Source organism: Streptomyces sp. NPDC050263, assembly GCF_040655955.1.
Classification (GTDB): Bacteria; Actinomycetota; Actinomycetes; order Streptomycetales; family Streptomycetaceae; genus Streptomyces.
Map to the genome: position 1 here is coordinate 28,027 of NZ_JBFAKW010000048.1, position 19,004 is coordinate 47,030.

General features: G+C 72.0%; 17 protein-coding genes. 10 read left to right on the forward strand and 7 right to left on the reverse strand.

Translation table 11 applies throughout. The features are described from left to right. Positions 1-19: 19 nt before the first annotated feature. Genes AB0J04_RS22115 through AB0J04_RS22125 form a run of 3 tightly spaced genes read right to left on the reverse strand, consistent with a single transcriptional unit; the run spans position 20 to position 4,991 of the window. Positions 20-3,556, reverse strand: a complete 3,537-nt coding sequence (locus AB0J04_RS22115; protein WP_363170251.1) for a 5-oxoprolinase/urea amidolyase family protein — start codon at positions 3,554-3,556, stop codon at positions 20-22. Then, positions 3,553-4,167 (reverse strand): urea amidolyase associated protein UAAP2, encoded by a 615-nt coding sequence (locus AB0J04_RS22120; protein WP_363170252.1) that lies wholly within the window; start codon positions 4,165-4,167, stop codon positions 3,553-3,555. Before AB0J04_RS22120 ends, AB0J04_RS22115 begins: the two co-directional genes overlap by 4 nt. Then, positions 4,164-4,991 (reverse strand): urea amidolyase associated protein UAAP1, encoded by an 828-nt coding sequence (locus AB0J04_RS22125; protein WP_363170253.1) that lies wholly within the window; start codon positions 4,989-4,991, stop codon positions 4,164-4,166. Before AB0J04_RS22125 ends, AB0J04_RS22120 begins: the two co-directional genes overlap by 4 nt. A gap of 158 nt (positions 4,992-5,149) precedes the next feature. On the opposite strand from AB0J04_RS22125, the gene AB0J04_RS22130 reads away from it, so the two are divergent. The 6 genes from AB0J04_RS22130 to AB0J04_RS22155 all read left to right on the forward strand — a co-directional run bounded on the left by AB0J04_RS22130 (position 5,150) and on the right by AB0J04_RS22155 (position 10,648). Next, on the forward strand, positions 5,150-5,776 hold the full coding sequence (locus AB0J04_RS22130) for a helix-turn-helix domain-containing protein (protein ID WP_363170254.1): 627 nt from the start codon (positions 5,150-5,152) through the stop codon (positions 5,774-5,776). A 281-nt stretch (positions 5,777-6,057) separates the two neighbouring features. Continuing rightward, positions 6,058-7,683, forward strand: coding sequence for an ATP-binding protein (locus AB0J04_RS22135; protein WP_363170255.1), 1,626 nt, complete (start codon positions 6,058-6,060; stop codon positions 7,681-7,683). After that, positions 7,680-8,087: a roadblock/LC7 domain-containing protein gene (locus AB0J04_RS22140; RefSeq protein ID WP_351908101.1), complete on the forward strand. Its 408-nt coding sequence runs from the start codon at positions 7,680-7,682 to the stop codon at positions 8,085-8,087. Before AB0J04_RS22135 ends, AB0J04_RS22140 begins: the two co-directional genes overlap by 4 nt. Next, on the forward strand, positions 8,084-8,488 hold the full coding sequence (locus AB0J04_RS22145; RefSeq protein ID WP_351908099.1) for a DUF742 domain-containing protein: 405 nt from the start codon (positions 8,084-8,086) through the stop codon (positions 8,486-8,488). The genes AB0J04_RS22140 and AB0J04_RS22145 overlap by 4 nt, the downstream gene beginning before the upstream one ends. Beyond that, positions 8,469-9,089 carry an ATP/GTP-binding protein gene (locus AB0J04_RS22150; protein WP_351908097.1) on the forward strand — a complete coding sequence of 207 codons (621 nt, stop codon included), beginning with the start codon at positions 8,469-8,471 and terminating at the stop codon, positions 9,087-9,089. The genes AB0J04_RS22145 and AB0J04_RS22150 overlap by 20 nt, the downstream gene beginning before the upstream one ends. Before the next feature lie 59 nt (positions 9,090-9,148). Beyond that, positions 9,149-10,648: a cytochrome P450 gene (locus AB0J04_RS22155; protein WP_363170256.1), complete on the forward strand. Its 1,500-nt coding sequence runs from the start codon at positions 9,149-9,151 to the stop codon at positions 10,646-10,648. 21 nt (positions 10,649-10,669) lie between these two features. Here AB0J04_RS22155 and AB0J04_RS22160 read toward each other — a convergent pair whose 3' ends face one another. After that, a complete protein-coding gene (locus AB0J04_RS22160) occupies positions 10,670-11,641 on the reverse strand; it encodes an RluA family pseudouridine synthase (protein ID WP_363170257.1) in 972 nt (323 codons plus the stop codon). A 221-nt stretch (positions 11,642-11,862) separates the two neighbouring features. On the opposite strand from AB0J04_RS22160, the gene AB0J04_RS22165 reads away from it, so the two are divergent. Next, the gene (locus AB0J04_RS22165) at positions 11,863-12,444 is read left to right on the forward strand and encodes a GNAT family N-acetyltransferase (protein ID WP_363170258.1); all 582 of its coding nucleotides are present in this window, start codon (positions 11,863-11,865) and stop codon (positions 12,442-12,444) included. A 30-nt stretch (positions 12,445-12,474) separates the two neighbouring features. Here AB0J04_RS22165 and AB0J04_RS22170 read toward each other — a convergent pair whose 3' ends face one another. Further along, entirely contained in the window at positions 12,475-14,001 is a 1,527-nt protein-coding gene (locus AB0J04_RS22170) for an amino acid permease (protein WP_363170259.1), read from the reverse strand. A 226-nt stretch (positions 14,002-14,227) separates the two neighbouring features. On the opposite strand from AB0J04_RS22170, the gene AB0J04_RS22175 reads away from it, so the two are divergent. From AB0J04_RS22175 to AB0J04_RS22185, 3 genes are all read left to right on the forward strand, one after another. Continuing rightward, entirely contained in the window at positions 14,228-14,851 is a 624-nt protein-coding gene (locus AB0J04_RS22175) for a PadR family transcriptional regulator (protein WP_363170260.1), read from the forward strand. Positions 14,852-15,022: 171 nt separating this feature from the next. Beyond that, positions 15,023-16,051 (forward strand): ATP-binding cassette domain-containing protein, encoded by a 1,029-nt coding sequence (locus tag AB0J04_RS22180; RefSeq protein WP_363170261.1) that lies wholly within the window; start codon positions 15,023-15,025, stop codon positions 16,049-16,051. Continuing rightward, entirely contained in the window at positions 16,048-16,824 is a 777-nt protein-coding gene (locus tag AB0J04_RS22185; protein WP_363170262.1) for an ABC transporter permease, read from the forward strand. The genes AB0J04_RS22180 and AB0J04_RS22185 overlap by 4 nt, the downstream gene beginning before the upstream one ends. A gap of 114 nt (positions 16,825-16,938) precedes the next feature. Here AB0J04_RS22185 and AB0J04_RS22190 read toward each other — a convergent pair whose 3' ends face one another. Both AB0J04_RS22190 and AB0J04_RS22195 read right to left on the reverse strand, forming a co-directional pair. Then, positions 16,939-17,784, reverse strand: coding sequence for a siderophore-interacting protein (locus tag AB0J04_RS22190; protein ID WP_363170263.1), 846 nt, complete (start codon positions 17,782-17,784; stop codon positions 16,939-16,941). Positions 17,785-17,932: 148 nt separating this feature from the next. Further along, positions 17,933-18,871 carry a 5'-3' exonuclease gene (locus AB0J04_RS22195; protein WP_363170279.1) on the reverse strand — a complete coding sequence of 313 codons (939 nt, stop codon included), beginning with the start codon at positions 18,869-18,871 and terminating at the stop codon, positions 17,933-17,935. Positions 18,872-19,004: the final 133 nt, after the last annotated feature.

Genomic DNA, 19,004 nt, shown 5'->3' on the forward strand with positions numbered 1-19,004 from the left:
GTTGTTCCTCGTTCCTCGTTCAGGCCGTGGCCGGGGCCAGGACGAGCAGGGCCGTCCCCGCCTCGACCTGGTCGCCGGGGCGGGCCAGGACCTGCGCCACCACGCCGTCGACCGGCGCGTGCACCCTGGACTCCATCTTCATCGCCTCCAGCGCGAGCAGCGGCTGGCCCGCCGTCACCTCGTCGCCGGGAGACACGTTCAACTGCCATACGGACGCGGCGAATTCGGCCTCGACCAGCCGACCGCCCGCCGGGACGGTGACCTCGGCCGGGGGAGCTGACGGAGCTGCCGTGTCCTGCGCCCGGGCGAACTCGCCCGCCGCCTCCCACGCGTCCCGCTCCGTCGCGAACGCGGCACGCTGGCGGGACCTGAACTCCGCGATGGAGTCCGCGTGGTCGGCCAGGAAGGCCTGGTGCTCGGCGAGCGAGAAGGCGCCCTCCTCGATGCGCGGCACGAAGCGGCCCGAGGTGATGTCGGCCCGCAGTTCGAGGAGTTCGTCCGCGTCGACCGGATACCAGCGGATCCGGTCGAAGAACCGCAGCAGCCAGGGCGAGCCCGGCTCGAACGCGCCGCGCTGCTGCCACGGCGACCACACCTGGGTCGTGCGGCCCACGAACTGGTAGCCGCCGGGGCCCTCCATGCCGTAGACGCAGAGGTAGGCGCCGCCGATGCCCACCGAGTTCTCGGCCGTCCAGGTGCGCGCGGGGTTGTACTTCGTCGTCACGAGCCGGTGGCGCGGGTCGAGGGGGGTGGCGACCGGGGCGCCCAGGTAGACGTCCCCGAGGCCCAGGACCAGGTACTCCGCGTCGAAGACCGTGTCGTAGACGTCCGCGACCGACTCCAGGCCGTTGACCCGGCGGATGAACTCGATGTTCCACGGGCACCAGGGGGCGTCGTCGCGGACGCCCGCCATGTAGCGGGCGATGGCCTCGCGGGTCGCCCGGTCGTCCCAGGACAGCGGGAGGTGCACGGTGCGGGAGGGGACGACCAGCTGGCCGGTGGGCGGCAGGGCCGCCGTCATCTCCCGCACGGCCGCGAGGAGTTCACGTTGGGGGAGGCGGCCGGGGTCGGTCTGGATCTGGAGCGAGCGGATGCCCGGGGTGAGGTCGGTGACGCCCTCCAGGTCCGCCGCGGTCACCGCCTCCATCAGGGCGTGGACGCGCATCCGCAGGGCCAGGTCCAGTTGCATCGGGCCGAACTCGACCAGCAGGTTGTCGTCGCCGCTGCGGCGGAACGTGATGTCGCCGTCCCGGGCCAGCACGCCCCCGTCGACGATCTCCGCGCGCGCCGCGCCGTCCACGTCCACGGGCCGGAAGCGGACCGTGTCGCCCGGGCGGAGCTGGCCCAGCTTCCAGCGCTCGGAGCTGAGCACCGTCGCCGGGCACACGAACCCGCCGAGCGAGGGCCCGTCCGGGCCGAGCAGCACCGGCATGTCGCCGGTGTAGTCGACGGCGCCGACCGAGTACGGGGTGTCGTGGATGTTGGACGGGTGCAGGCCCGCCTCGCCGCCGTCGGTGCGCGCCCAGCGCGGCTTGGGCCCGATCAGGCGCACTCCGGTGCGGGCCGAGTTGAAGTGGACCTTCCAGTCGGCGGCGTAGAAGTCGCGGATGTCGTCCTCGGTGAAGAACTCCGGTGCGGCGTGCGGGCCTTCGACGGCTCCGAGGTGCCAGACGGAGGTGAAGTCCGGCCGCTCCAGGACTCCCGTGCCCTCGGCGACCGTGCCGCCGTGCAGGACGTCCCCGGTCCGCAGGGTTCGGCCGCCGTGTCCGCCGAACCGGCCCAGCGTGAACGTGCTCGCGCTGCCCAGGAAGGCGGGGACGTCGAGGCCGCCCGCGAACAGGACGTACGTGCGCAGGCCGTGCTCGCCGGGCGCGCCGACCGCCAGCACGGAACCCGCGGGGACGGTCACCGGCTCCCACTGCGCGACCGTCGTGCCGTCGAGGGTGACCGGCGTCGGCGCGCCCGTCACGCACACCGTGGTGGCGTGGGTGAAGCGCAGGGTCGGGCCCTGGAGGGTGCACTCCAGGCCCGGGGCGCCCTCGGGGTTGCCGAGCGCGCGGTTGCCGAGGCGGAAGGAGCGGTCGTCCATGGGGCCGGACGGCGGCACGCCCACCTGCCAGTGGCCGGTGCGGCCGGGCCAGTCCTGCACGGTGGTGAGGGTGCCGCCGGAGACGACCTCGATGCGCGGGGTCGGGTCGTGCACCTCGGCGAGCGTGGCCGTCGAGTGCGAGGCCGTCACGAATCGCGGGTCGGTCAGCGCGGCCCGGACCAGGCCCAGGTTCGTCTCGATGCCGTCGACGCGGGTGCGGGCCAGTGCCTCGTCGAGGCGTCGCAGCGCGTGGTCCCGGTCGGGGCCGTAGGCGATCACCTTCGCGAGCATCGGGTCGTACGACGTCGTCACCTCGGTACCGGTCTCCACCCAGCCGTCGACGCGTACCCCGGCCGGGAACTCGACGCGCGTCAACAGGCCCGCGCTGGGCCGGTGTTCGCGGCTCGGGTCCTCCGCGTACAGTCGGGCCTCGACGGCGTGGCCGCGGGGCGGGCCGGGAGCGACGACGACGTCCCGCTCGCCGCGCGCGAGGCGCAGCATCCAGGCGACCAGGTCGACGCCGTAGATCTCCTCGGTGACCGGGTGCTCCACCTGGAGCCGGGTGTTGACCTCCAGGAAGTAGGCCTCCTCCCGGGCCGCGTCGTAGACGAACTCGACGGTGCCGGCGGAGCGGTAGTCGACGGCGGCGCACAGGTCGCGGGCCTTCGAGGCGAGTCGTTCTCGGATGTGCGGGGGGAGTCCGGGCGCCGGCGCCTCCTCCAGGACCTTCTGGTTGCGGCGCTGGAGGGAGCAGTCGCGGTCGCCGAAGGTGACGACCTTGCCCTCGCCGTCGCCGAAGACCTGCACCTCGACATGGCGGGCGTGTTCGACGAGCCGTTCCAGGAAGACGCCGGCCAAGGAGAAGGAGGCGGCGGCGACGCGCTGGACGCGTTCCCAGGCGTCGGCGAGTTCTTCGGGGGAGCGGCAGGCGGACATGCCGATCCCGCCGCCGCCCCCGGTTGCCTTGAGCATGACCGGATAGCCGATGACCTGGGCTTTCTCCTGTGCCTCGGCCAAGGATGCCAGCAGTGCGGTGCCTGGCGCCAGCGGTACCCCGGCCGCCTCCGCGGCCGCCCGGGCGGTGTGTTTGGCGCCGAACAGCTCGAGCTGCTCCGGCGTCGGTCCGACGAACACGATCCCGGCGTCGGCGCAGCGGCGGGCGAATTCCGCGTCCTCCGAGAGGAAGCCGTAGCCGGGGTGGATCGCGCCCGCGCCGGTGTCCACGGCCGCCTTCAGGACCAGGTCGGCGTCGAGGTAGGACTCCTTGGCGGGCGCCGGGCCGAGCCGTACCGCCTCGTCGGCGAGCCGGACGTGGGGCGCGCAGCGGTCGGGGTCGGAGTACACCGCGACCGTGCGCAGGCCGAGTGCGCGGGCGGTGCGGATGACGCGGACGGCTATCTCGCCCCGGTTGGCGATCAGCAGCGTGTCGAACAGCGGCTTGTCGAACAGCGGCTTGTCGAAGCTCATGCCGGGTCCTCGCCGTCGGCCGGAGCGGTGATCGTCATCTCCACGGCCGTCGGCTCGAAGCCGTTGCACGGGTTGTTGATCTGGGGGCAGTTGGAGACCAGGACGAGGACGTCCCGGTCGGCGCGCAGGGTGAGGACGAGGCCCGGTGCGGAGAGGCCGTCGACGATGCCGAGGGTGCCGTCCTTCTCGACGGGCACGTTCATGTACCAGTTGATGTTGGAGACGAGGTCCCGCTTGCCCAGGCCGTGCTTGGCGCCCTCGGCGAGGAAGTTGTCCACGCACGCGTGCTGCGCGAAGGTGTGGTGGCCGTAGCGCAGGGTGTTGGACTCCTTGGAGCAGGCGCCGCCGACGGTGTCGTGGCGGCCCACGGCATCAGCGGTCACCGTCATCAGCGGGGTGTGCTCGTTGGACATGAGCACACTGCCGGTGGTGAGGAAGATGCCGCCCTGGGCGTGGATCGTGTCGGGGGCGCTGTAGCGCACCGACGTGTCGTGGGCGTCGTACACGAGGAAGTCGACGGCCTGGTTGCCGTGCAGGTCGGTGATGGTCAGCGTCTCGCCGGTGCGCAGGACGGACGACCAGGCCGCCCGGGCGGGAACGACGGTCTTCATGCGAGCCCCCTGGCGGTGAGGAATTCGGCGGTGTTGAGGAAGGCGCGGCGGCCCTCGGGGGTGGCGTCCCACAGGGGGGCGCCGGGCTGGGTCGGCGCGGCCCGCCAGGCGAGGACCTCCAGCGGGGTGCTGACGTAGTCCGGGCGGGGGTCGGCCGGGTGCGGCACGTTGGCGATCAGCACGGTCAGGTCCTGCTCGGCGCGCAGGGTGACGCTGCCGCCGGGGCCCGCCGAGCCGGTGAAGTCGAGGGAGCCGTCCTCGCGGACCTCGACCCCCTGGAAGAAGGACAGGGAGGGCGGCAGGTCCCGGGGTTCCAGGCCGTTCTTGGCGGCGGCCAGCTTGAACAGCTCCCGGCCGGCCGGGGAGGGGGACTGCGGGGCGCCCTCGCCGTAGCGCTCGGTGTTGCGCACGAGGGTGGAGGTGCCGCACAGGGCGTCGTGCCGGCCGGCGGTGTCGGTGACGACCGAGGCGAGGACGCGGCCCTGGTCCGACAGGAGGAGCACGCCCTCGCCGAGGTAGGCGTTCCACTGGACCTTGACGGTGTCCGCCACGTTCAGCCGCTCCCAGGGGCGGCCCTCCACGTACAGCAGCAGGTGGGCGCAGGCGTCGCCGTGCAGGTCGGTCAGGCGCAGCTCGGTGCCGCGGGCGAGGACCCGGTGGGTGTAGTTGCCGCCCGCGACCGTCTCGGCCCACACCAGCAGGCCCGCCTCGCAGGGCGGGTCCTGCCAGTCCCGGGCCGGGACGACCGGCATGCTCTCGGCGCGGGCGCCCGCCTGGGCCCGGGCGTGGGCGCGTGCTCCGTGAGTGGTCGCTGTCGCCGCCATGTGCGGACCTCCGCAGCTCGGTCTAATTTCTGTCGCCCGACAGAAATTAGGTCCGGGTCGGGTCGTCGCCGTTGCTCTCGGGTTGCGGGCCGGTTACCGACTTCTCACCGGGTTCGCCCGAAGATCGCCTTCCGGCGTCGTGTGCGAGGATCGAACGCATGGGGACGAGCAGCGGACGTCGAGTGGGTCGGCCCCGGGTCGCGCAGCGCCCGGACAGCGGGCTCGCGCCGCGCGCCGAACTGCTGGTGGCCGCAGCGGAGTTGTTCACCACGCGCGGCTACGCCGCCACCACGACGCGGGCCGTCGCCGAGCGGGCCGGCATGCGCCAGGCCTCCATGTACCACTACGTCTCCGGCAAGGAGGAGCTGCTCGCCGAGCTGCTGGAGTCGACGGTCACGCCCTCCTTGGCCTGTGCCCGTGAGCTGCTCGCGGACGACGCGCGAGCGGCCGAGGACCGCCTGTGGGAGCTGTGCCGCACCGACGTGGAGCTGCTCTGCGGCGGCTCGCACAATCTCGGCGGCCTCTATCTGCTGCCCGAGGTGCGCACCGAGCGGTTCGCCGGCTTCCATGCCGTGCGCGCCGAACTCAAGGACGCCTACCGTCAGTTGATCGCCGCGACGGCGGCCGGCGGCGTGCTCGCCAAGAGTGCGCTCGATCTGCGCACCGACCTGGTCTTCGGGCTCATCGAGGGCGTCATCCTCGTCCACCGCTCGGATCCCGACCGCTCCGTCTCCGAGTTCGCCCGCGCCACCGCCGACGCGGCGCTGCGCATCGCCGGGAACTGAACACTCTCCGCGACGGCCCGGGCGAGGTCGCCTCACTCTTCCCGGTGAAGTAATGCGCACGCTCGTCCATGGTCACGGAACGTGTTCGATCGAATCCCCAGCGTGTAAATGGAGCTGAGGTTACTCCACGTACGGGATCGGTTTCAGGGGGTTGCCGAATATGACACGGCGTTGATCCTGTCGGACTAAGCTCGCCCGCGGCGCACCGAGTTGAGGCGTATTCGTGCGCTTGTTCCCAAATGTTCCGAAGATGCCGACAGATCCCTACAGAGGGTGCCCACATGGTGAGTGTTCAGTCCCCACCCGGTCGCCGAGAAGTCTCCTTCGCGCGCCTGCTGTTGGTGCCCGCGATACTGACGGCCGCGGCGACCGGAGCCGCCGTCGCCCTGGTGGCGACGCATGCCCGGCTCGCCGTCGGCGTCTGCGGAGCCGTCGCCACCCTTTTGGTGATCGCGGCGGGAGTCGATTCGGTACGCCGCGACAGGCGGCACCGGGAACTGCTCCTGGAGAAGGACCAGTTCATCGTCTATCTGGAATCGCGCGTAGCCGACCACGCGGAGGAGAACGTCCGCCTCGCCCAGCGGCACGTGCCCGACGCGGTGGCGTGGCTGCGCGCCGGAAATTCCCCCAGGGAGGTGATCCGCGACCTCTGCGGGAGTGATCCTTCGTTCCGCGAACTCGACCCGGCACAGCACGCCGTGGTCCGGAAGATCCTGGACATCGTCGACCACGAGGAGTCCCTGCGCGACTCCGCCCAGCGTTCCTTCGTCAGCGTCGCCCGCCGCATCCAGGCCATCGTCCACCAGCAGGCCCACGAACTGCGGGAGATGGAGGAGGACCACGGCCACAACCCCGAGGTCTTCGACGACCTGCTGCGCGTCGACCACGGCACCTCGATGATCGGCCGGCTCGCCGACTCCATCGGTGTGCTCGGCGGCGGCCGGCCCGGCCGCAACTGGCCCCGGCCGGTCCCGCTGTACAGCGTGATGCGCGGCGCCATGTCCCGGATCCTGGAGTACCGGCGCATCCAGCTGGACTCCATCGCCAAGGTCAACATCCGCGGCCTCTCCGTCGAGCCGCTGCTCCACGCGATCGCGGAACTCCTCGACAACGCCACCCGCTACTCGCCCCCTACGAGCAAGGTGCACGTCAACGCCGTCGAGGTGCAGACCGGCATCGCCATCGAGATCGAGGACGCCGGCGTCAGCCTCAGCGAGGAGACCCGCGCCAAGGCCGAGCTCATGCTGGAGCAGGCCAAGGCCGGCGTCGACATCCAGGACGTCGGGATCACCCCCCGCCTCGGCCTCGCGGTCGTCGGCCGCCTGTGCACCTCGTTCAACCTCGAGGTCTCGCTGCGCAAGTCGGCGTACGGCGGCGTCCGGGCCGTCCTCGTCGTGCCCCGCGAGATGCAGACCACCGACCCCGCCCCCGGCTTCGCGCACGGCATCGGCGCCACCGCCGTGCCGCAGATCGACCTGAGCGAGATCGGCGAGGGCCCCAAGCGTCCGCCCAAGAAGCGCCGTCCCACGAGGCCGCGCATCCCGGCCGGGGTCTCCCTGACCGACGACGAGGTGCCCGAGGTCACCGAGTGGACCGAGCAGGGCCTGCCGCAGCGCCGCAGCAAGCAGACGATCTCCATCGTCCAGCGCTACCAGGAGGCGTACGCCGCCCAGGACGCCGCGCGCAGGGGCGAGCCGGACCCGTTCGCGCGCCCCGAGCCGGAGCCCGCGCCCAAGAAGAAGAAGGCCGAGCCCGGGGTGGGTTTCGAGGCGTTCTGGGAGGGCCTGAAGAAGGGCATCCCCGAGGGCACGCACCCGACCGATTTCACCCGCAACCCCACCGCCTATCTGTACCTGCTCGAAGACAAGGCCGTACCCGAGGCCGACGATGAAGGGGACCTCACGTGATCCAGCAGCGCCAAAACTTCGACTGGCTGCTCAAGGAGCTCTACGACGGCGTTCCGGGCATCGAGATGATCGTCGTGCTCTCGGCCGACGGTCTGCGCATCGCCCGCTACGCGGGTGACCCCGACGCCGCGGACCGGGTCGCCGCCGCCTGCGCGGGCATGCAGAGCCTCGCCGGCGCGGTCGCCGAGGAGATCCCCTCCGTCGAGGGCGAGATGAACCTCCTCATGATCGAGATGGACGGCGGCTACTTCTACCTGATGGCCGCCGGCGCCAACGCCTACCTCGCGGTCCTGTCCGACGTGCGCTGCGAGGCCGGCCGGATGAGCGGCATGATGCGCGACCTCGTGGTCCGCATCGGCGCCCACCTGACCAGCCCGCCCCGCCGCAACGGGCAGAGCGTATGACGCCTCCGCAACGCCGACGGCGACAACCCCTGCCCGAGCCGCCCCCGCCGTTTTCGCAGCCCCCGAAGGAGGGGGAGGACAAGAACCTGGAGCGGCTCTACACCATCACGGGCGCGGACGGCGAGCGCGCGCCCGTCGACCTCGTCACGTTAATCGTGGCGCGCGCCGACCCGCCCTCGTCGGCCACCCCGGAACAGCGGGCGGTGCTGCGCCTGTGCGCCGCACCGCTGTCGGTGGCCGAGGTGTCGGCCTACCTCCGGCTCCCGTTCAGCGTGGTGACCGTGCTGCTCACCGAGATGCTGGCGGCCGAACTCGTGCAGGCGCGCGCCCCCATCGTCCGGCAGCAGGTCCCCGACCGTTCCCTTCTCGAAGCGGTGATGCATGGACTTCAACGGCTCTGACACGATTCCCGGACCACGGGCCGAGGATCATCTGCCGCACACCACCACGGCCGCGGCGAAGATCGTCATCGTGGGCGGCTTCGGCGTCGGCAAGACCACCATGGTCGGTTCCGTCAGCGAGATCAGGCCGCTGACCACCGAGGAGACCATGACCCAGGCGGGTATCGGGGTCGACGACAACTACGGCTCCGAGACCAAGACAGCCACCACCGTGGCCATGGACTTCGGCCGGATCCGCATCACCGAGCAGGTCGTGCTCTACCTGTTCGGCACGCCCGGCCAGGAACGCTTCTGGTTCCTGTGGAACGGGCTGTTCGAAGGCGCGCTGGGCGCGGTCGTCCTGGTCGACACCCGCCGCCTGGAGGTCAGCTTCGAGGTCATGGGACGGCTGGAGGAGGGCGGTGTGCCCTTCGTCGTCGCCGTCAACACCTTCCCCGACGGGCCCCGTTACCCCATCGAGGACCTGCGGGCCGCGCTCGACCTGCCGCCCGAGATCCCGATCGTGGAGTGCGACGTCCGCCGCCGCGCCTCCAGCCGGGACGTCCTGATGACCCTGATGCGCTTCCTGCACGAACTGGCCCTGAGCCGCAGCCTCATCTGACACCCGTACCGCCCCTCCCCCCCCAGACACCGCACACAGCGAAGTTTCGGAGCGACCCTGTGACTCCCGAACACCCCACCCCGACCGGCCCGAGCGACCTCGCCCTGGACCCGCCGCCCGGCTGCCCCGCGCACGGCCGAGGCCCCGGGGGACTGACCCGGCTCTACGGCCCCGGCGCGGAGAACCTCGGCGAACTGTACGAGCAACTCCGCGAGGAGTACGGCCCCGTGGCGCCGGTGCTGATCCACGACGACCTGCCGATGTGGATGGTCCTCGGGCACGCCGAGAACCTGCACATGGTGCGGACGCCCTCGCAGTTCTGCAAGGACAGCCGGATCTGGTCGCCGTGGGTGGAGGGCAAGGTCAGGCCCGACCACCCGCTCATGCCGCACATCGCCTTCCAGCCCATGGCCGCCCACGTCGAGGGCGACGAGCACCTGCGGCTGCGCGGCGCGGTCACCGCGGCCATGGCGACCATCGACGACCGCAGCCTGCGCCGCTTCATCAACCGCTCCTCACAGCGCCTCGTCAACCGCTTCTGCGAGGAGGGCCGGGCCGACCTGGTCGGCCAGTTCGCCGAGCACCTGCCGATGGCCGTGGTGTGCCATGTCATCGGCATGCCCGAGGAGTACGACGACCGCATGGTGCACTGCGCCCGCGACGCGCTCAAGGGCTCCGAGACCGCCATCGCCAACCACGCCTACGTCATCGAGGCGCTGGCCCGGCTCACCGACCGCCGCCGCGCCCAGCCCGAGGACGACTTCACCAGCCACCTCGTCAACCACCCGGCGGGGCTCTCGGACCGCGAGATCACCGAACACCTGCGCCTGGTGCTCTTCGCCGCCTACGAGGCCACCTCCAACCTGCTCTCCAACACGCTGCGCACGGTCCTCACCGACCCGCGGTTCCTCGCCCAGCTCAACGGCGGCCAGATGACAGTGCCGGAAGCGGTCGAGCAGTCCCTGTGGGACGAGCCCCCGTTCAGCACCGTCTTCGCCTACTTCGCCAAGCAGGACACCGAGCTGGGCGGTCAGCGCATCCGCCAGGGCGACGGCCTCTTCTTCGCACCCGCCCCGGGCAACGTCGACCCCCGGGTGCGCCCCGACCTCTCCGCCCACATGATGGGCAACCGCTCGCACCTCGCCTTCAGCGGCGGCCCGCACGAGTGCCCCGGCCAGGACATCGGCCGCGCCATCGCCGACGTCGGCGTCGACGCGCTGCTGATGCGGCTGCCGGACGTGCAACTCGACTGCGACGAGGACGAGTTGCGCTGGACGGCGTCGATCGCCTCACGGCACCTGGTGGCCCTGCCGGTCCGGTTCGAGCCGAAGCCCCAGCAGGACGTCAGGCACAAGCCGAGCCCCTCCGCGATCCCGCCGCAGCGCATGACGCCGCCGCTGAACACTGCGCCGCGGCCCGCGCCGACCGCGCCGACCGCGCCGACGACGACGCCGGCCGCCGCCGAGCCGGTGGCCGCGCCGCCCGCCGCGCAGCCGACGCAGCCCGCCCGCAGGCCCAACGTCTGGCGGCGCTTCGTGATCTGGGTGCGCGGCTACTGAGAGATCGCCGGTCCCCTCCGGCTACGGAACGGCAGGACGGGCGGGAGCGGCGGCCCAACGGTCGTAGGACGCCCAGGCCTCGAGCTCCCGCCCGCTGCGCAGCCGGTGCTCCGTCCCCGTGACCGGATCGGTGAACTCCAGCTCCCGCGCCAGCAGTTGCAGCGGGCGCCGGAACTCCCCGGCCGGCTCGGGGGCGGCCACCTCGGGATAGAGCGGATCGCCCAGGATCGGCACGCCGAGCGTGTTCATGTGCACCCGCAGCTGATGGGTCTGCCCGGTGGCGGGCAGCAGCCGGTACCGGCCGAGCCCCGGCGCCCGGTGCTCGACCAGCTCGACGCGGCTCACCGCGTTCGGCTCGCCCGCCACCTCGTAGGCGGCCAGCACGCCCCGCTCCTTGACGATCCTGCTGCGCACCGTCCGCGGCAGGGCGAGCCCGGGGTCGTAGGGCGCGAGCGCCTCGTACACCTTGCGCACCCGGCGCTCGCGGAACAGCGCCTGGTACGCGCCACGCTCCTCGGGACGCACCGTGAACAGCACGAGCCCGGCGGTGAGCCGGTCCAGCCGGTGCGCGGCGCCGAGCGCGGGAATGCCCAGCTCCCGCCGCAGCCGGGCCAGCGCGGTCTCGGTGACATGACTGCCGCGCGGGGTGGTGGCCAGGAAGTGCGGTTTGTCGGCGACGACGATGTGCTCGTCGCGGTACACGATCTCCAGCGGGAACGGCACGGGCGCCTCGGACGGCAGCTCGCGGTGGAACCACACGAACATCCCCGGCACGTACGCCGCGTCCGGCGCCACCGCCGCACCGTCCGCGCCCACGACGAGCCCGGCCGCCAGCATCCCGTCCACGATCCCGGCACGCGCCGCGCCCAGCCGCTCCACCAGGTGCTCCCGAACGGTGGCCCAGGCGCCCTCGCCCGGCAGCCGCACCCGCACGGGGTCGATCCCGTCGCGCTGCGGCAGGGGGGAGGGCGGGGGAGGGGTACGACGTCTCATCGCGGTCAAGCGTACGGCGGAGCCGGAGCCTGGGTCGGAGCCTGGGCAGGAGCAGGAGCAGGAGCAGGAGCAGGAGCCTGGGCCTGGGCCTGGGCCTGGGTCGGAGCCGGAGCCGGAGCCGGAGCCGGAGCTTGGGCAGGGGCAGGGGCAGGGGCAGGGCGGGCGGGCGGGCGGTGGGAAACCCGGTTGACTCCTCGAGGCCCGTTGGCAGGATGCTGATCATGCCTTACACCGCAGGCCTCGTCCTGCCCGCCGGAACCCTGTCGAGCGCCCCGCAGCCCGTGCTCCCCACCGGAGACGGACTGGTCCTGCGCCCGTGGCGGGCCGAGGACGCCCCCGCCGTCCACGCCGCCTTCCAGGACCCGCTGATACACCAGTGGCACATCAGGGCCGCCGATTCCGAGGAGGAGGTGGCGGGCTGGATAGCGGAGTGGCAGCAGGCCTGGGAGGGGGAGCAGAGCGCCCAGTGGGCCGTCGTCGACGCGGACACCGACGTGCTGCTGGGGCGGGTGGCGCTGCGCGGCATCCAGCTCGGCGAGGGCCTCGCCGAGGTCGCGTACTGGACGACCGGGGCGGCCCGCGGCCGGGGCGTCGCATCCCGGGCCACGGCCGCCCTGTCGCGCTGGGCCTTCGACGAGATCGGCTTCCACCGCCTGGAGCTGTCGCACGCCACCGCCAACGAGGCCTCCTGCCGGGTCGCCGAGAAGGCCGGCTTCACCCTGGAGGGCACCAAGCGCAGTGCCGTCCTCCACCAGGACGGCTGGCACGACATGCACCTGCACGCGCGCGTGCAGGGCGACTGACCGCCCGCCTCCCCTGCCGAGGCCCTCTCTTCAGACGGCCCGCCGACGGTACGCCCGGTAGGCCACGCCGACCGCGACGGTCGCGCCGAGGAACAGCACGGTGAACCACTGGAAGTACCAGTGCCCGCCCGCGGGGTCGTACACCGCCGCGCGCGGCCAGGCCAGGTTGACCGCCATCAGCAGGCCGTAGAGGAGGGCCAGGGCGTTCACCGGGACGCCCCAGCGGCCCAGGGAGAACAAGGGGGCGCCCGTCTCGTCGACGCCGGCCGAGGAGAAGCCGCCGCGCAGCCGGCGCACCAGCAGCGGGCCGGTGACCATCGCGTACGCCAGGTACAGCATCACGATGCAGGTCGTGCCGATGGCCAGGAACGCCTCGGGCGAGGCGAAGTTGAGCAGCAGCAGGGCCGCCGCGAGGCCGCCGACCACCAGCGCCGGTGCGCTCGGCATGCCGGTGCGCGGGTGCACGCGCGCGAGGCGGGCGGAGAACGGGAGCTGTCCGTCGCGGGCCATGGAGAACAGCATCCGGCAGGCCGCCGTCTGGATGGCCAGCGTCGCCACCGCGATCGCCACGACCACGTCCGCCAGCAGCGCCTTGCCGACGCCGTCGCCGAGGCTGCTGGTGAGGACGTAGGAGAGTCCGTCGACGCCCAGTCGGCCGTCGGTGAGGCTGGGGGCGGCGAGCAGGCCGCCCAGGACGATCAGGCCGCCGAGGAGGCCGGCCGCGCCGAGCGCGGTGAGGATGGTGCGGGGCGCGGTGCGCCGCGGATGGTGCGTCTCCTCGCTCATCTCGCCCGCGCTGTCGAAGCCGATCATCACATAGGCGGCCGTGAACGAGCCGACGAGCAGCGCCCCGAACAGGCCGTTCTGCGCGGCCCCTTCGGTGTGGAAGGTGATGCTCGGGGTGCGCTCGGAGTGGGTGAGCAGCAGGACGACGATGAGCACCGCGCCGATGATCTCGGCGGTGACGCCGACCCGGTTGATCACGGACATCACGCGGTTGTCGAGGATGTTCACGATCGTCGTGAGGACCAGCAGGACCACGCCGAGCAGCGCCGCGTTGGCCGCGCCGTCGGCCGAGGTGGGCGCCGGGTCGGTGCCGATCAGCTGGAAGCCCGACCAGATCGCCGGCAGCACCATCTGCAGCGCCAGCGCGGCCGCGGCGACCACGACGACCTGCCCGATCACCATGATCCAGCCGGCGAACCAGCCGAACGACGGCGTCGACAGCCGCGACGACCACTGGTAGATCGCGCCCGAGATCGGATAGCGCGCGGCCAGCTCCGCGAAGCAGGCGGCCACCAGCAGCTGCCCGACCAGCACCGCCGGCCAGGCCCAGAAGAAGACCGGGCCGCCGAAGGCGTACCCGAAGGCGAAGAACTGGAAGACGGTCGTCAGGACGGAGATGAAGGAGAACCCGGCGGCGAACGAGGCGTACCGGCCCAGGCTGCGGTGGAGTTCCTGGTGGTAGCCGAACTCGGCGAGGGAGCCGTCGCCGTGTCCGGCGTCGGGGGAGTGCGGTGGGTCGGGGCGTACGTCGGAGGATGTCGTTGTCGTCACGGCGGAACCTGCCTTGGCCCAGAGAGAACGTAATTCCTGTCGGGCGACAGAAATTAGGGACGCGCTGTTTCGTGCGCGTCACGCCGCCGTGTCCGGGGCGGGCCCAAGTCCTCACGCCCTCAACTCGCTCCCGACTTCACCCGATCGCGTTACGTCGCGTCTCTTGCCAGGGGTCGCCGACTCGCGATATGTTCGGCTACGGATATTCGGAGGCGAGGTGGTCATCGTGGCGAGGAAACGCCGCAAGCTCAGCAACCCGTTGGCACTCGCCGTGATGACCACGCTCTGGCAGAAGCCGATGCACCCGTACGAGATCGCCCAGACCCTGCGCAGTCAGGGCAAGGACACGAGCACGAAGACGAACTACGGCTCGCTCTACACCGTCGTGCAGAACCTCGAGAAGTACGGCTTCGTCGAGGTGACCGGTGTGGAGCGGCAGGGCAATCGCCCCGAGCGCACGGTCTACGGGCTCACCGAGGCCGGGCGCGAGGAGATGGCCGAGTGGCTGTCCGACCTGATCGCCATTCCCGCGAAGGAGTACCCGATCTTCGAGACGGCGCTCTCGCTGATGGCGGCGCTGCCTCCCGGCGACGTGGTGCGGCTGTTGGAGACGCGGCTGAGCTCCCTGGAGGTCCAGGTGGCCAGCGGCCGGGGCGCGCTCGAGAAGCTCTACGAGACGCTGCCGAGGCTCTTCCTCGTCGAGGTCGAGTACCAGCTGCACATGGTCGAGGCGCAGGCGGAGTGGGTCGGCGGTTTCCTCGAGGAGGTCAGGAGCGGCTCGCTGCCCGGTGTGCAGGGATGGCGGCGGTTCCACGAGACGGGGGAGTTGCCCGAAGAGCTCACATCATGAAGAAGACCCCGGCGTGACTGTTGCAGCAGTCCCGCCGGGGTCTCGAACCCCGAGCTGAACCCGCCGTGAGGCAGTTCCAGGCGATCGAGGTGCGGCACACCCAGGATAGCCCGGTGCTTCTCCGGCGGATCAGCAGTCCTGTTTCCGCTCACACAGGAGAGCAGCTTCGCCATGAGCAAGACTCGTGCGCCCGCAGTGGAGGCGCGTCAACTCGTCAAGACCTACCCGGGCGGCGTCACCGCGCTGAACGGCCTCGACCTCACCGTGGAACCCGGCACCGTGTTCGGGCTGCTGGGCCCCAACGGAGCCGGCAAGTCCACCGCCGTCAAGATCCTCACCACCCTGGCCCGCCCCGACTCCGGCTCGGCCGTCGTCGCAGGCCACGACGTGCTGCGGCACCCGGACCGGGTCCGCCGGGCGATCGGGGTGGTCGCCCAGAACTCCGGCGCCGACCCGGTCGCCACCGGACGCGACAACCTCCGCCTCCAGGGCAGGCTCTACGGCGTGAAGGGCGCCGCGCTCGACCGCCGGGTCGACGACCTGCTCGAACGCTTCGCGCTCGCCGAGGCCGGCCGGCGCCCGGTCAAGGGCTACTCGGGCGGCATGCGGCGGCGGCTCGACGTCGCGCTCGGCCTGGTGCACCGCCCCGAGGTGCTCTTCCTCGACGAGCCCACCACCGGTCTGGACCCGGAGGCCCGCACCGCGATGTGGGAGGAGATCGGCCGACTGGCCGGCGAGGAGGGGCTGAGCATCCTGCTCACCACGCACTACCTGGAGGAGGCCGACCAGCTCGCCGGGCGCGTCGCCGTCGTCGACCGCGGCCGGATCGTCGTCACGGGCACCCCCGACGCCCTCAAGGGCGAACTCCGCGGCGACGCCGTGCACATGGAGCTCCGTAGCGCGCTCGGCGAGAGCGCCCGGGCGCGGCTGGCGGACGCCCTCGGCGAACTGCCGGGCGTGTACGAGGTGGTGTTCGACGGGCCGCGGGTGAGCGTGCGCGCGCAGGACGGGGCGGCGACGGTGCCCGCGCTGCTCGGCGCGCTGGAGCGGGCCGGGGTCGCCGTCGCCACCGCGACCGTCGCCCGGCCCTCCCTCGACGACGTCTACCTGCGCTACACGGGCCGCCGTTACGCCGAGGCCGAGGCCGGGCGCGAACTCGCCGCGGCCGACGCCCTCGTGCTCGCCGGGGGTGCGCGATGAGCGCCGCGATCGCCCAGACCTGGTACCTGACGCAACGCCAACTGATGGTGTTCGCCCGGCAGCCCGCGTATGCCGTGATCACCCTGATCCAGCCGGTGATCTGGCTGTTCCTGTTCGGCGGCCTCTTCAAGAGCGTCGTCGAGCTGGGCGGCTTCGGCACGACCTCCTACCTCGACTACCTGGTGCCGGGCGTGGTCGTGATGAGCGCGCTCGCCTCCAACCTGTGGGCGGGCATGGGCACGTTGGAGGAGATCCAGCGCGGCACTCTCGACCGGTTCCTGACCACCCCGGTCAGCCGGGCCGCGCTGATGAACGGCAACGTCGTCCACAACGGCATCGTCACCGCCCTGCAGTCGGCCGTCATCGTGCTGCTAGGGCTGGCGGGCGGCGCGGACTACCCGGGCGGGGTCGCGGGCGTCGTCGTCCTGGTCGTCGCCTCGGTGCTGCTGGGCACGGTCTTCGGGGCGCTGTCCAACGCCCTGGGCATGCTGGTGCGGGAGCGGGAGTCGATCATCGGCGTCAACACGTTCCTGATGCTGCCGCTGACCTTCCTGTCCAGCGCGTTCATGGCGCCGGACCGGATGCCCGGCTGGATACGGCAGGTGGCCCGCTTCAACCCGTTGGACTGGGCGATGACGGCGGGTCGTTCGGCGCTGTCCGCCGACCCCGACTGGGGCGCGGTGCTCGTCCGCGGCGGCGCGCTGCTCGCGCTCGCGGTGGCGGCCGTGTGGCTGTCGATCAGAACGTTCAGGTCGTACCAGCGGTCGGTGTAGCCGCAGGCCGGTACGGAGACAGGCCTGCGGAGGCAGGCCGGTGCCGCGGCCGGTCGGCGCGGCGGCAGGAGTCCTCGGGCGGCCCGCCCCACGGGTGCGGGCCGCTGCCTCCCGCTACGCGGCCGATGTCGCGCCCTCCTGCTCCGCCTCCACCCGTGCGTTCCACTCCCGCTTCGAGGCCTGCCAGCCGTCCTCGTTGTGGCCGAGCCGCCAGTAGCCGGAGATCGACAGGTCCTCGCGCGGGATCTGGAGCTCGACGCGCAGGAGTTTGCGCAGCTCCTTCACGCAGGCCGCCTCGCCGTGCACGAACGCGTGCGGGCGGCCCTCGGGGAACTCCAGCGCCCGGACGGCCTCGACGAGGCTCTCGCCGACCGGCCGGTCGCCGCGGTGCAGCCAGACGACCGCCACGTCCGACTCGATCTTCTGCTCCTCCTCGGGCCCGGACACCTCGATGAAGGCGTGGGCGACGGCCCCGGCGGGCAGCGACTCCAGGGCGGCCGCGATGGCGGGCAGGGCGCTCTCGTCGCCGGCCAGCAGATGCCAGTCGGCGCTCGGGTCGGGGGCGTAGGCGCCGCCGGGACCCATGAAGTGGACGGTCTCGCCCGGCTGGACGCGGGCCGCCCACGGTCCGGCCAGGCCCTCGTCGCCGTGGACCACGAAGTCCAGGGTCAGCTCACGGTGTTCGGCGTCCCAGTAGCGCACGGTGTACGTCCGGGTCACGGGCCACTGCTCGCGGGGGAACTCGGCCCGGATGCGCTCCAGGTCGAACGGCTCCGGGTAGCTCACGCCGTCGGGGCCGAAGAGCAGTTTGACGTAGTGGTCGGTGCACGTTCCCGCCGCGAACTCCGCCAGGCCCTCGCCGCCGAGCACGACGCGCTGCATGTGCGGGGTGAGCCGTTCGGTGCGGACGACCTGCGCGGAGTGCGGCTTCCGCGGCTGCCGTGCCGGACGTTCTGCCATGGCGGCCTCCCATGTCGATATGGTTAGGTTTACCTAAGCTAGCATCCCTCCCCCGGCGATGCTCCCCGTTCGAGAGGTTGAATCACCTCTCTTTCAGAGGGTGGATCTCGCCTGGGGTGAATGTCATTCCCTGATGCGAGAACAATGCTCACGCGGGCCGGGCCGCCAGCGTCGTCAGCAGTCGCTGCAACGACCCGCCGAGTCCCCAGCGCTCCGCCAGTGCCTCCAGTGTCTCCCCGTCCCGCGGCGAACGGGGAAGCGCGGTGCTCACCTCCGGCAGCGGCACGTCGTCCGCGACCTTGACCACCTTCGGCGCGACGGCCACGTAGGGCCGCGCCTCGTCCAGCCTCTTGCGCTGCGACGGCGTCAGCTTCGCCTTCGGATCGTCCACCGCCGCCATGATCCCGGCCAGATCGCCGAACTCGGCCAGCAGCTTGGCCGCGGTCTTCTCCCCGATGCCCGGCACGCCCGGCAGACCGTCGCTCGGGTCGCCGCGCAGCAGCGCCAGATCCGCGTACCCGCGCCCGTCGACGCCGTACTTCTCCCGCAGCCACGCCTCGTCCGTGAGTTGGAGCGTGCCGACGCCCTTCAGCGGGTACAGCACCCGCACCCCGCGCGCGTCGTCCACCAGCTGGTAGAGGTCGCGGTCGCCGGTGACGATGTCGACCGGCCCCTTCGCCCGCCCGGTGAACGTGCCGATCACGTCGTCCGCCTCGTAGCCGACGACGCCCACGCGCGCGATGCCGAGCACGTCCAGAACCGTCTCGATGATCGGCACCTGCGGCGCGAGGGTGTCCGGCACCTCCTCCTCGTCCGGCCCGGCCGCCCGCTCCTCGGCGACGCGGTGCGCCTTGTAGGAGGGGATCAGGTCGACCCGCCACTGGGGGCGCCAGTCGGCGTCCATGCAGGCGACCAGTTCGTCCGGCCGGTGGTCCTTCACCAGCCGGTCGATGAAGTCCAGCAGTCCGCGCACGGCGTTCACCGGGGTGCCGTCCGGCGCCTTCACGGAGTCCGGGACGCCGAAGTAGGCGCGGAAGTAGAGCGAGGCGGTGTCGAGGAGCATCAGTCGTCCGGTCACGCCTCGCATCATGCCGCACCCGGACCTGTGCGACCGGTGGGAATTCACTCCCGTGGCACGCGTAAACCATCTGTTGACCTGCTGTGAACTGAACCACTCGCACGTTTGCCCCGGTGGGGCCAGGGCAGGCGCGGCCTCGGAG